The following is a 12,830-nucleotide window of genomic DNA, read 5'->3' as shown; positions in this document are numbered from 1 at the left end:
TCAGTGAATCAAATGCGTTTGCAGAGCGGCTTTGACCGGATGATCCTGATTGCTGATTTCAACCAGCGGGATGCGCAAGCCGTAAAAAGCATGCTGAACTCTATTCCATTGCTGCTGATACAGTTCGCGGTAATTTTCGCGTGTTTGCTTGCGGAAACTGTCCAGTCGCATGGTTTGTCCCTGAAAACCTTGAATATTCAGCCAGCCGAGTTCGGGAATTTCCCGGTCGAGCGGATCGAAGATATGTATTGCAATAATCTCGGCATGGCGGCGCAGCTGTTTCAATGGGGTTAGCAGGTTCTCGTCAAATTGCAGCATATCGCCTATCAAAAACACTTTTGAGCCTGGTTTCAGGTTTTTTTGCAGTAATTGCAGTGCCTGCTGCCAATAATGATGGCCGCTGACGCCTGGTTTTTGATTCTGCTGCTGTAACTGGATCGCTTGCTGCAGAAAATTGAGCAGGTTCTGCTGTGGCTTTTTCGGGGCGTTCCAGATCTGTTGCCGGTGGTTGAAACAGACGCCGCCGACCCGCTCATGCTGTTGCAGCGAGACCCAGCCGAGAATGGCGGCAATATTCAATACCTGATCGGTTTTGAGTCGAACCTGCGATCCGAAAAAAAGCGCTGGAGTCTGTTCGGCAAGAATCAATGTCGGCCGTTCGTGTTCTTCGACAAAGATTTTGGTATGAGTTTTTTGGGTTCTTGCCGTGACTCGCCAGTCGATATGACGAATATCGTCCCCCGGCTGGTACTGGCGAACTTCGCTAAAGGTCATGCCGCGTCCCTTGCGGACGGCATGGTGGTCTCCGTGGCTGCTGGCCAGCAGTTTTTGCTGCTGAACAAGCTTTTTCTGTTTCACGTGAAATCGCCAGGACAGCAGATCATCGAGTCGGGTGTAAATAGAGTCCTGAACTTCGTTCATGTATATGTACCTAAGCTACAGGAACCAGTTCGAGTATTTTATCGGTGATGTCGTCGGCATTCAGGTTTTGCGCCTGGGCTTCAAAGTTCAGCAGCAGGCGATGGCGAAAGACATCATGGATAACCGCTTGCACATTATCCGGGCTGACAAATTCCTGTCCGTTCAACCAGGCATGTGCCCGGGCACATCTGGAAAGAGCGATCGTGGCTCTGGGGCTGACCCCGACATCAATCCAATCGGCCAATTCCTGGCTGTACTGTTCGGCCTGACGTGTCGCGATAACCAGTTGCACCATATAGTCTTTAATACTGTCTGCGACATGCAGCTCGAGCACTTCACGGCGTGCCTGAAAAAGTTGTTCCTGAGTCATTACCGCACTCTCTGGCTTCTCATCCGTACGCGCTTCGCTTTCGACCAGCTCAAGGATTTTCAACTCTGAATCGGCATCCGGGTAGTCGACATTAAGGTGCAGCATAAAACGATCAAGCTGCGCTTCCGGCAGCGGGTAAGTTCCTTCCTGTTCCAGCGGATTCTGTGTTGCCATGACCATAAACAGCGCGGCCATAGGCAAGGAGCGCTTGCCGACGCTGACCTGCCCCTCTGCCATCGCCTCCAGAAGAGCAGCTTGAACTTTCGCTGGAGCGCGGTTGATTTCGTCGGCCAGAAGCAGATTGTGGAAAATCGGCCCGCTTTGGAATTCGAAAACGCCTGTTTCCGGACGGTAAATCTCGGTTCCGGTAATGTCGGACGGAAGAAGGTCCGGTGTGAATTGAATGCGATGGAAACTGCCTTCAATCAGCTCGGCCAGCGTTTTGATCGCTTTGGTTTTTGCCAGGCCCGGTGGTCCTTCAACCAGAATGTGCCCGTCGGCCAAAAGCGCGATCAGCATGCGCTCGGTCAGTTTCGGCTGACCGATAATCTGTTGGTTAATCTGCTTTTGCAGGTGTTGGAATCCGTTTAAGAGCTGTAAATCGATGCTAGACACAGGCCATCCGTTTATTAAATTTTTTTGGCTATTATACGCAATGGCTACCGGAGCTAAAGCCTTGTGAACTGTTAAAAAGCGTAATCGTCATTCTTTCGAATCGCTTTTGTCTCCGCGGCTAAACAGGGTATAAAAGTTATTTATAAGCCTAATTAATTTACCTTGATAATGTCTTTTAATTGGGTTAAAAATTCCAGCGCTTAATTCATAAAGGAGCCTTGTCATGAAAAAGCTATTAACCGCTCTGTTTACTGCAGCGGCAATTACAACTGCCTCATGGGCGCCAGCTGCATCGGCGGCCGAAGTTAAGGAAGTTACTCAGCAGCAACACGGACTGACGCTGAATGCCAATTTACTTATGGCTGACGGTAAAGGGTTCTCCGACGAGATGGTGTTATTGACCCATGGAACTCTAACGCATAAAGAGCGTTCGACTTATGCCGCACTTCAGAAAAATCTGGCTGCGCAGGGCGTTAGCTCCTTGTCTATCAATCTTTCTCTAGGCTTGGATAATCGTCATGGAGAATATGATTGTGCCGTTCCGCATACTCATAAACATACTGATGCGCTGCAAGAGATCGGTTACTGGATGGACTGGTTGAAGCAGCAGGGTACGGAAAAAGTGGTTCTAATGGGACATTCGCGCGGCGGTAATCAGACGGCCTGGTACGCGGCTGAGCACGACAGCGATATGATTGATAAGGTCATTCTGATCGCGCCGGCAACCGGTGCACAGCAATCGGCGGATGAGTACGCGCAGAAAGCCGGTACCTCTTTGCAGCCGATTCTGGACAAAGCGCAAAAGCTGGTTGCTGAAGGCAAGGGCGACCAAATGCTGGATAAGACCTATTTTATCTACTGTAAAGACGCTCAGGTGACGGCAGCCGCTTTTGCTGATTATTACACGGTGAAGCCGCAGTTCGATACGCCGACTCTGTTGCAAAACCCGCATAAACCGACTCTGGTTGTGATGGGGAGCGATGATGACGTGGTTCCGGACCTGCCGCAGGCAATTAAACCTTTGGTTGAGGCCGGTAAGGTTTCTTCGGTAACGGTTGAAGACGCCGGTCACTTCTTTATGGATTTCGCCAATGAAGACCTGGCGACCGCAGCCGCGGAATTCATTGCCGAATAATTTCTATAAAGCAAGATAGTCGGAAGAGTGCGGCGCCTGCTTCAGCGGTGCGTCGTAGTTTTCCGGCTCATCGCTGAACACTCTGACATTCCAATCTGCCGCCAGACCATCTTCGGCCAGGCAGTATTTCTCGAAAAAATTCACGATCTCTTTTCTCTGGCAATGCGCTTCAAAAGCCGCCATATCCTGCCATATCTCGTTAAAGACTATCGGAAAACCGTTGCCTTCGGCAAACGGGCTGATAATCTGACGGGTGACTCTGTATTGCAGGCAGCCGTCTTCTCTTAAGGTATTCGGTTCAAGCGACTGCAAGACTTTAAACAGCGCTTCAGATTGGCCGGGTTTCGGTTGAAATTCTGCGATGCAGTAGACTTTTTTAGACATGCAAAAACCCCTGATAGGTGGATGGTAATCAAGGTCAACAATCTATCATTTATGGGGAATAAAGTCCTTTTTAATTGCAGCCCGGTTGGACGCAATTAAAAAGGCAAACAAGGACGGGAAGAAATCAATTTGCTTTATTTTTTGGGGGAGAGTTATTTGATTTCGGTTTTAGGGTCGATTTCAATCAGGTCATTAAACGCGTGCCATGAGGCGTAACCTAAAAGCGGCATGACGATCAGCATGGCGATCCCGAAGGTGACAATACCTACCGTAATCAGAGAGCCGATAATCAGAGCCCACAGCGCCATAACGCCTTTATTTTCCATTACGACTTCAAAGCTTAGAATCATTGCCTGGATGACTCCGATATTGCTGTCGCGAAGCAGTAGCGGGATTGTGACGACACTAAGAGCAAAGACCAATGCTGCAACAAACACTCCTGCGACTAAAAAGTAGGTCATAAAGGTTTGCCCTGCATCGGAAGTCAGGAAGCCCATAACGCCTGCATCCGGATCGACAATCAATAGACTGTTCGATTTCACTACGGCAGCGATTAGGGGAACCACACGACTCCAGATCGCGATAATGACCCCTAATGCCAGAGCGAAAAGTGCGAACTCGGTTATGTTATGACGCCAGGCAAACATTGACGCCGCCAGATTAGGTTTTTCGCCATGCTGCAATTGTCTGGAGATAGCATAGAGACCGGTTGCAAGAAACGGCGATAACATCACGAAGAAGGTTGCGACCTGGAACATCATGATCGGCTGATCCCGGAAACTGGCGTAAACCAGCAACACGGACAGAGCCATGACAGCACCATAAAACAGCGAAGCAGCCGGAGCGTGTGCCATGTCCATCCAACCTTTTTTCAGCCAGTGGCCAACGTCACCGTAACGGCAATCTTTAGAAACGATATGTTCGCCTTTTTCCGTGATGTGCTCATGAATTCCATGATGGTGTATTGTTTGTGGCATAGTTCCCTCCATTTCGATCTCTATCGAAATTTATTAATTTGCATTTGAATGCAGACAGGCTCAACTTGATTTGCCGTTGAGTGCTGGTGTGCGGGATAGCCCGATTGGCTAGGGCGTTTGTGGTTTAGGGGTTCTCTGTAAAAGCTCGAAATAAATCCCGCTCGCGCCTTTTAAAGAAAGGCAATCTAAAATGAACCTTATCTTGCCTTAACTCTATTTAACACTTTTTAAACATTTTTAATAAAATCAAATATTTAAATTAAATCGTACGGTTTTTTTATATTAGAAATTAATGAATTGTACGTATAGCCCCTAAGGAGCGCGTACCGATGTGCTCTCGTAAATGCAGGCTTTGTCTTACAATAACCTTTTTTCAAATTCGCGAGCATCGCTCGATTTTTGTGACAGGATATCTTCCCTTGAGCCAGAGTAAAACCGCCTTAAAAGATAGAAACTTCGACAAGTTAGTCGATAAATTCGAGAAAAAAGTCTACGACACCGTAAAGGGTGAATGGCGCCTCAAGCTGTTAAAAGAGGATCTGGCGGACTTGCGCGCTAAGCCGTGCATGACGTTTTGGGATGCAGGCTGCGGTTTTGCGCAGATTAGCCAGTGGTTAGCGGAAGTGGGACATGAACCGGTTCTATGCGATCTTTCGCATCAGATGCTGCTGCGCGCGCAAAATAACTTTTCTGCGGCCGGTTTAAGCGCGGAGTTTATCGAAGGTCCGGCACAGGAGGTGGCGAAGCAGCTTGAAGCAAAAGATCTGGTGCTGTTTCATGCGGTTCTGGAGTGGTTGGCTGAACCCAAAACGACTTTGCAGAGCGTAGCGGACAAGGTTAAACCCGGCGGCTATTTGTCCCTGCTGTTTTATAACCGCAACTCGGTGGTGATTCGCAATACGCTGCGCGGCGGTTGGCGACTTCCTTATCTGATGAATGATGAATATATCGGCAAGGGTAAAAAACTGACACCGCCTAATCCGCAGATTCCCGAAGAGGTTTGTCGCTGGCTGGAAGAGTGGGGGTTTGAAATTGAAGTGCATACCGGAATTCGTGTTTTTCACGATTACATGACCCATGAAGTGCTTGCCGAAAGCGATCTCGATGATCTGCTGGCATTGGAGTACCGCTATTGCCGCGAACCGACCTACCGCAATATGGCGCGCTATATTCACCTGCTGGCAAAGCGGGTTGATTAGGCTTTACGGATTTTTGTGTTTGCGTCCATTGGATCATCGACGGTTGCATGGACAGGGCATGCAACTTCCAAACGTATTTTATGAGCCTTGTACGCATGATAATATGGAGTTTCTGGAAACCTAACTGGCTTGTCCCGGAGATTCCGAATGTCTAAGAAGATTGCAATTATTCAGGGTCATCCCGACCCCAGCGAGAGTCATCTGAACTATTCTCTGGCAGAGGCGTATAAGGCCGGCGCGGAAGCGGCCGGTCATGAGGTCAAGGTGATTACCGTCGCCAAATTGAGTTTCGCCCTGCTGACCAGTGAGGAAGAGTTCGACAAGCATCCTCCGGTAACCGATATTCAGGGGGCGCAGGACATCATCAAATGGGCCGAGCATATCGTAATCTTTTATCCGCTCTGGCTCGGAACCATGCCGGCGATTCTGAAAGGCTTCTGGGAGCAGGTTTTGCGTCCGGGCTATGCGCTTTCTACGGGCGACAGAAACCAGTGGCCGAAAAAACTCTTGTCTGGTCGGAGTGCACGGATTGTCGTTACGATGGGAATGCCCGCGTTTGTCTACCGCTGGTTTTATCGCGCACACAGCTTGAAGAACCTGGAACGTAATATTCTCAGCTTTTCCGGTTTTGCGCCCATTCGTTCGACTCTGATCGGTGCTGTGCAGAATTTAAGCGAACGGCAGAGAAAAGCCTGGTTGGATAAGGTGTACCAGCTCGGTCAGAAAGGTCAGTAACCGGATTGTTCTATACGGCATGCGAAAACCCTTGGTCGAGTCGCGGATTCTGGTCGGCGACGGGGAAAAACTCTTATAATATCCGCCAATTTCGTTGAATAGCTGTTTTAACCTCTTATGAAAACCTCCTCTCTGCTGCGCACTTTAATCCGTCCTCTGTTTCGCTTTTTGCTTCGCCGTCCGAAATTCCTGCTTCTGGTACCGGTCGCTTTTGGTGTCTGGTATGCCTATGAAACTCAGATCGCGCGCCCGAATATGGCTTATATGGGCGTACCGAAAGTCGAAATGGCTCTGCCGGGGAGCGGTTTTTCGCATATTCTGCGCTATGACGGTTTTATGCTCGAGTATTCGGAGGGGCTGAAAAACCCTTTATGGGTGACCTATAAGGTGACCGAACAAAAATATAAGTCGGGAAAACGCCCGAGCCGTTTCAGCAGCGAGTGGTTGACGCTTTCGCGTGTCACTCATGAAGATTACACCGGTTCGGGGTACGATCGTGGGCATATGGCACCGAATTATGTGATTGCCAGCCGTTACGGGCGTTCGGCACAGCAAGATACTTTTACCATGACCAATATTACGCCGCAGGCGCCGAAATTGAATCAGAAATCCTGGCAGCGTCTGGAAGAGGTGATTGCTAACGATTTTTCCGAAAAATACGGTGATTTCTGGGTAGTGACGGGACCGATCTTCGCAGATCAGCCTAAGCGGATACAAAAATCGAATGTCGCGATTCCGGACGCGTTTTACAAAATTCTGATTCGTCCTGGCACGAATGAACAGCCGGCCAATGCGTTGGCGTTCATCTTTCCGCAGAACGCCAAACCGAATGACAGTTTAATGCGTTTTGTCGTGTCGGTTGACGAAGTTGAAGACCGCACCGGCATTGATTTCTTTGCCGATTTGGACGACGGTTTTGAAAACCTGCTTGAATCGAGTAAAACCCCGGATGCCTGGAACTTGAAAGCGGTGGCGAACCGTCCGTCGCGTTATTAAGGCCCGAATTCGATAGGATATGAGATGAAACTACCCAGTCAGAAAGATACGATTTACAGTCAGCAGCACGAAGCGGTCGGCGCATTCCAGTTTGATGAGTCGGTGGTGGCAGTCTTTCCGGATATGATTCAACGGTCGGTTCCGGGTTATCAGACGATCCTGACCGGTATCGGCGAATTGACCAAAATCCATGCCCAGCCGAATACCCGTCTTTACGATCTCGGTTGTTCGCTCGGTGCGGCGACTCTAACGATGCGCCGTGCTCTGGATGAAAATTCCGGCTGTTCGATTGTCGCGTTGGATACCTCTACGGCGATGGTCGAGCGCGCTCAGGAGTATTTACTCGCTTTTCATTCAGAAGTGCCGGTCGAACTGCATTGCGCCGATATGTGTGATTTCGATATTCAGAATGCCTCGGTGGTGGTGATTAATTTCACCTTGCAGTTTATCGATCCGCAGGAGCGTTTGACCTTGCTCAAACGTATCTACCAGGGGTTGGTTCCGGGCGGGATTCTGATTCTGTCGGAGAAGATCCATTTTGATGATCCTGCTCTGCAAAAGAGCATCGAACACCTGCATCTGCAGTTCAAGCGTGCCAACGGTTATTCGGAATTGGAAATCAGCCAGAAACGTTCTTCGTTGGAAAACGTGCTGATTTCCGACAGCGAAGCGACACATTTGGATCGTTTACAGCAGGCGGGGTTCGACTCGGCAGGCATCTGGTTTCAGGCGTATAACTTCGCCTCATTTCTGGCGATCAAGGCAGAATAACCGCTGTTTGCACTCCTAGTGCTCGGCGATCACCTGATTTTTTCCGCTGTTTTTGGCGATATACAGTGCCTGATCCGCGCGGCGAATCAGATCGCCCAGAACGTCTCGGTGCTGTTCCAGCTGGGTGAGGCCGATACTGACGGTAAATTCGATCGTTTGATTGTCCCGAGTGATGACGTGTGATGCGGCCACTGCATGGCGCAGCTTTTCGCAGACCTCTTCGGCGTCTTCGAGCTGGCTTTGCGTTAAAACACCGGCGAATTCCTCGCCTCCGTAACGGCAGAAAAGGTCTGTTTCGCGCAAGAAACCGGCACAAAGGGTGGCGACCTTTTTAATGACTAAATCGCCGACATCGTGTCCATAGGTATCGTTAATTTTTTTGAAGTCGTCTATATCCATAATGAACAGGCTTAGCGGAATGGAATAACGTTGCGCACGGGCAATATCCTTGCTGGCCTCTTTCATAAAGTGACGGCGGTTGCCGATGCCGGTCAGATAGTCGGTGATAACGAGTTTATTGATTTTCTCCTGCAGGCGTTTTTCTCTGGTAACGTCGAAATTTACGCCAATCATGCGCTCGGCTTCCCCCTGCGCGTTATGGATGATTTTCCCATAAGCATGCAGGTGGCGGATTTCTCCATTTGGCCAGATGATACGAAACTCGCGATTATATTTTTTGCCGCTGGCGATTGATTCTTGAACCGCTTTGTCGGCCTTTTCCAAGTCGGTCGGATGAACGGTTTTGCTCCAGGATTCATAACCATTTGAAAAGGTTTCCGGATCGACTTTGTACAGCTGGAACATTCGCTCATCCCAGTGCAGTTCTTGAGTCTGAATATTAAGATCCCAGACACCGATCTGTGCCGAGTCGACCGCGACTTCGAAGCGTTGGCTCAGGCTACTCAGCTCTTCCAACGCCTGCATCTGTTGAGTGATATCGTGATGCACACCAAGCATGCGTGACGGGTGGTTATTTGCATCTCGAATCGCCATACCACGGCAGCGAACCCAGACAGTATGACCATCCGCATGCCGGTAGCGTAAAACCTGGTCATAGGGAATATCCGGGTTTTGCAGGTGTTCACTCAGGTGTTCTTCGGCACGTTTTAAGTCTTCGGGAAAAATAAGCGCTTGCCACTCTGAGATTGAATGCTGCTTTTCCCTCGGGTCATATCCCAGTGTCTGCCAGAATTGCGGGTTCATCCACTCGTTTTCAGGGTGCTCCATATCCCAGTACCACATGCCGTCGCTGGCACCTTTCTGAATAAACTCGAAAATGGTCGAGTCTGTCTGCACGAGCTTATAGAGCTCTTTTTTAAGGTAATTTTCTGACATCGGTTGCAGGCGTGATTGAAATTCATACTTAATTTCATCATACCTACAATTTTGTCGCGAGTGCACTCTTAGTTATACGTAAAAACCGAAAACTGAGAATTTTCTTAGCCGGAATTAATTAAATGCGAGAGGGCAGACGAAGCTTTATAATTGCCGCCATCAATTAGTTTCTTGGAGTTTTCACGTGAAGCAGCATTACGATACTTTCTGGACGCATCTGGGTGATTCGCGCCTTGAAATCTGGAAAGAGGAGTTACCGTCTTTAATCGAAGAAGCCTTGAATCCGGAAGGTAACGGCAATTTGCCGCGCTGGTTGGACGCTTTGCAAAAAATTAAGGGCTATCCTCAGGCGGACAATTATGATCTTGACGCCGATACGGTTGCCGTCAGCAATAAAACGCCATTAAGCAGTGATGAGAAAGTGGAACTTGAGCAGACACTGCGCGCTTTCCATCCGTGGCGAAAAGGCCCTTTTTCGATCCACGATATTTTTATCGACACCGAATGGCATTCGGATTGGAAATGGCAACGGGTGCGTCCGCACCTGGCACCGCTGGAAGGTCGTCGTGTACTCGATATCGGCTGCGGTAGCGGTTACCATCTTTGGCGTATGCTTGGCGAGAAGCCGAAGCTGGCGGTGGGGGTTGATCCGAGTCTGCTGTTTATGAATCAGTTTCTGGTATTGAAGCACTTTATTGGCGAACAGGAGCCCGGCTTTTTCCTGCCGTTGACCCTTGAACAACTGCCGGTGTCGCAGAAGGGTGGCGCTTTTGATACGGTTTTCTCAATGGGGGTGCTGTACCACCGCCGTTCACCGATCGACCATATTCTGGAGTTGAAAAACCAGATGCGGCCGGGCGGAGAGCTGGTTCTGGAAACGCTGGTGGTTCCGGAATCTTTCGGCCAGCTGCTGGTGCCGGAAGACCGCTATGCGCAGATGCGCAATGTCTGGTTCCTGCCATCGGTTCCCGAGCTGGAAATCTGGCTGCGCCGCTGCGGCTTCAAGAATGTCCGCTGCGTCGACCTGGATCAGACTTCAACAAAGGAACAGCGTACTACGGATTGGATGGAATGGAACTCGCTGGAGAGTTTCCTTGATCCGCAGGACCCGAATAAAACTATCGAAGGTTATCCGGCGCCTTTGCGTGCCGTAATGGTGTGCAATAAGCCGCAATGATAGCGGGTCCGCAGGCCTGGGTACGCTGTCGGTAAACCGGAAGCACTAGAAATGCAGTTGCGTACCGGCCTGGAAGACAAAAGCCCGTTGCGGGTAGCGGCTTAGAAAGCGCGCGATAACTTTCGGGCCGGTGCAATGCGAAAGACCGATATTAGGCACTTTCTGTAGAGTTTCTTCCGTGGCCAGCAATCGTTCTTCGGTCGCCTTTGCCAGATGTGTTCCACCCATTACCGCGTGAATCTTCTCGCCTGGGAACTGTCTCCTGATCAGGTTCAGAGTGTTGATTACGCCTGCATGACAGCATCCCAAAAGAACGATCAACCCAAGGTCGCTTTTCACTACCAGACTCATATCGTCTTTGATCGGATCCTTGATCAAGGTCTTGCCGTCCTCGGCATAAATTTTTAGACGCTCGTCGCCATGATCTTCCAGAGGCGTTTCTTTCGGGACTTCGCCGGTGGTGAAAATCCCTGGGGCAACTTCGACCGGTTTGTCTGTAAGCTGCCAAAAAGGCTCGTTGCGGTATTCGACAGGCGCGGAAACCGGTTTGAGTTTGCCGTCAGGCGTTTCGCTGAAGCGTTCGCGGAACATATCCGGATGAGCATGTACCGGACGCGTACCGATTTGATCAAACAGCATTTTCAGCCCTCCGGTATGATCATAGTGTCCATGGCTGAGCACAATCTGTTCGATTTTTTGCGGATCGATTTGCATCTCCTGCAGGTTGTGCAGAAGAACCGTTCCGGACTGCCCGGTATCGAAAAGCACCGTAGCCTGCGGCGTTTCAATCAGTATCGACATACCGTGCTCGCCCCATAACCGGGAGCTGAGTTTAACGGAGTTTTCGACCAGGCAGGTAATGGTAATCATAGGGCAATCCGTCGCTTTTCCAATGAAATAGAGCGTTATTGCAACCGATTGCTTATGTTTAAGCAAATACGAAAAATTGATTGATGCGAATATAGCCGAGTGATAAAGCCCGGCTTGCACTCATTTGTAGGGCATTAATTTCGCTTCGCCCGCCTGACGGATCATGTGTCGGGTGATCGCCGGTCCGATCAGTTCAAAGATTACCGTTACCCCGAGAATCACCGCCAGCAGATGTTTCTCGTGTTCCGGAAAGTGCTGCGCTGCCAGCAGCGTCATCCCGATCGGTACACCGGCATGCGGCAGCATGGCCAGTCCCATCCAGTGATAGTTAGGGTTTCTGCAACCCGCCCAGGTCGCGCCGATCCATGAGCCTGAAAGACGGCCGAAAATTCTCAGGATAAGGTAGGCGAATCCGATCAAGCCCGCCTGCCACAAGGATTGCAGATGAAGGGATGAGCCGGCCAAAAGGAAAAATAGAATGAGCAATGGCCATTGAATCGCCTCAAGTTCTTCAAATGGCCGCTCCTGATGATTCTGACTGAAATTCGCTACGATTGTGCCCATCACCATGGCCGAAAGAATATAGGAAACTTCAAGATAAAGTGCGGCGCCGGCACACAGTAGAACGATCCCCAGCGCTTCTGCCTGAGTCGCTTTTCCGGGATAGATGTGACTGCCGATAAAGGCCATCGGAAAGCCGAGAAGCAGACCGAGCAGAACGGCACCGAAGATTTCCCATAAACCGTCATGTAAGCTGCTATAAGCGTCGCCGTTGCCGGTCGAAATCGCCGCTACAACCAGAAGCAGACTAAACAGCAGCATGCCCCAGGCATCGTCAATGGCGACAATTCCCAGCAAAGTATCCGTATAACTGCCTTTAGCATTCAGTTCGCTGACGACATCCACCACAGGCGCCGGAGCGGTTGCCGGAGCGATTCCCGCCAGAATTAAGGCGATCTCAATCGGAACACCCAAAAGATACAGGCCGGCAAACATCAGTAGGGCGGTCATGAACATGACGGAGAGCGAGATGCCCAAAATTGGTCTGCCCATGGTTGTCAGTTTCTGTTTGGTCAGGTTTTTTCCAAGCTCAAAGCCGATAATCGACAGAGCGATATTGGTCAGAATCGGAAACCAGTCCTGAATAAAGGGCGGCAACCAGTTCAAAGCCGAAGGCCCAATTACAAACCCGGTCAGAATGAGTAGCGTCACCCTCGGTAAAGGCGTATGCCGTCCCAGAAGGTCGGCAATCAATCCGATAATAAACAGTCCGCCGAAAGTTAACAGAATCAGCGCGATTGAATCGTTTCCCTGATGCAATATTCTCTCCCCGCTCACCATCACA

13 protein-coding genes are annotated in these 12,830 nt (G+C 50.0%); 6 read left to right on the top strand and 7 right to left on the bottom strand.

What is annotated here, in order from left to right; genetic code table 11:
- Entirely contained in the window at positions 1–921 is a 921-nt protein-coding gene (locus J3999_RS09910; RefSeq protein WP_208127741.1) for a DUF58 domain-containing protein, read from the bottom strand.
- 10 nt (positions 922–931) lie between these two features.
- Positions 932–1,897 carry a MoxR family ATPase gene (locus tag J3999_RS09905; RefSeq protein ID WP_208127824.1) on the bottom strand — a complete coding sequence of 322 codons (966 nt, stop codon included), beginning with the start codon at positions 1,895–1,897 and terminating at the stop codon, positions 932–934.
- 232 nt (positions 1,898–2,129) lie between these two features.
- Here J3999_RS09905 and J3999_RS09900 point away from each other — a divergent pair, with 232 nt between their 5' ends.
- On the top strand, positions 2,130–3,041 hold the full coding sequence (locus tag J3999_RS09900) for an alpha/beta hydrolase (protein ID WP_208127740.1): 912 nt from the start codon (positions 2,130–2,132) through the stop codon (positions 3,039–3,041).
- A gap of 3 nt (positions 3,042–3,044) precedes the next feature.
- Here the strand turns inward: J3999_RS09900 and J3999_RS09895 are convergent, their stop codons facing one another.
- Together J3999_RS09895 and J3999_RS09890 are read right to left on the bottom strand one after the other, a co-directional pair.
- Complete coding sequence (locus tag J3999_RS09895) at positions 3,045–3,425, bottom strand: putative quinol monooxygenase (protein ID WP_208127739.1); 381 nt, start codon at positions 3,423–3,425, stop codon at positions 3,045–3,047.
- A 152-nt stretch (positions 3,426–3,577) separates the two neighbouring features.
- The gene (locus J3999_RS09890; protein WP_208127738.1) at positions 3,578–4,402 is read right to left on the bottom strand and encodes a DUF2189 domain-containing protein; all 825 of its coding nucleotides are present in this window, start codon (positions 4,400–4,402) and stop codon (positions 3,578–3,580) included.
- 419 nt (positions 4,403–4,821) lie between these two features.
- Here J3999_RS09890 and J3999_RS09885 point away from each other — a divergent pair, with 419 nt between their 5' ends.
- The 4 genes from J3999_RS09885 to cmoA all read left to right on the top strand — a co-directional run bounded on the left by J3999_RS09885 (position 4,822) and on the right by cmoA (position 8,103).
- Positions 4,822–5,601, top strand: coding sequence for a methyltransferase domain-containing protein (locus J3999_RS09885; RefSeq protein ID WP_243755432.1), 780 nt, complete (start codon positions 4,822–4,824; stop codon positions 5,599–5,601).
- Between the two features lie 147 nt (positions 5,602–5,748).
- Positions 5,749–6,336: an NAD(P)H-dependent oxidoreductase gene (locus tag J3999_RS09880; RefSeq protein ID WP_208127736.1), complete on the top strand. Its 588-nt coding sequence runs from the start codon at positions 5,749–5,751 to the stop codon at positions 6,334–6,336.
- A 117-nt stretch (positions 6,337–6,453) separates the two neighbouring features.
- Positions 6,454–7,332 carry a DNA/RNA non-specific endonuclease gene (locus tag J3999_RS09875; RefSeq protein WP_208127735.1) on the top strand — a complete coding sequence of 293 codons (879 nt, stop codon included), beginning with the start codon at positions 6,454–6,456 and terminating at the stop codon, positions 7,330–7,332.
- Between the two features lie 24 nt (positions 7,333–7,356).
- Positions 7,357–8,103, top strand: coding sequence for a carboxy-S-adenosyl-L-methionine synthase CmoA (gene cmoA / locus J3999_RS09870; protein ID WP_208127734.1), 747 nt, complete (start codon positions 7,357–7,359; stop codon positions 8,101–8,103).
- Positions 8,104–8,118: 15 nt separating this feature from the next.
- On the opposite strand, the gene J3999_RS09865 is transcribed toward cmoA, so the two are convergent.
- Positions 8,119–9,399 (bottom strand): sensor domain-containing diguanylate cyclase, encoded by a 1,281-nt coding sequence (locus J3999_RS09865; protein ID WP_208127733.1) that lies wholly within the window; start codon positions 9,397–9,399, stop codon positions 8,119–8,121.
- 223 nt (positions 9,400–9,622) lie between these two features.
- Between J3999_RS09865 and cmoB the strand changes: the two genes are divergently transcribed.
- On the top strand, positions 9,623–10,615 hold the full coding sequence (cmoB, locus tag J3999_RS09860) for a tRNA 5-methoxyuridine(34)/uridine 5-oxyacetic acid(34) synthase CmoB (RefSeq protein ID WP_208127732.1): 993 nt from the start codon (positions 9,623–9,625) through the stop codon (positions 10,613–10,615).
- A 45-nt stretch (positions 10,616–10,660) separates the two neighbouring features.
- Here cmoB and J3999_RS09855 read toward each other — a convergent pair whose 3' ends face one another.
- A complete protein-coding gene (locus J3999_RS09855) occupies positions 10,661–11,485 on the bottom strand; it encodes an MBL fold metallo-hydrolase (RefSeq protein ID WP_208127731.1) in 825 nt (274 codons plus the stop codon).
- Positions 11,486–11,605: 120 nt separating this feature from the next.
- Entirely contained in the window at positions 11,606–12,805 is a 1,200-nt protein-coding gene (locus J3999_RS09850) for a cation:proton antiporter (RefSeq protein WP_208127730.1), read from the bottom strand.
- Between the last annotated feature and the right edge of the window lie 25 nt (positions 12,806–12,830).

It is taken from the genome of Thiomicrorhabdus sp. 6S3-12 (genome assembly GCF_017571475.1).
In the GTDB taxonomy this organism is placed as follows: Bacteria; Pseudomonadota; Gammaproteobacteria; order Thiomicrospirales; family Thiomicrospiraceae; genus Thiomicrorhabdus.
Note: the sequence above shows the minus strand (reverse complement) of the source record. Positions and strands in the feature narration are given on the sequence as shown.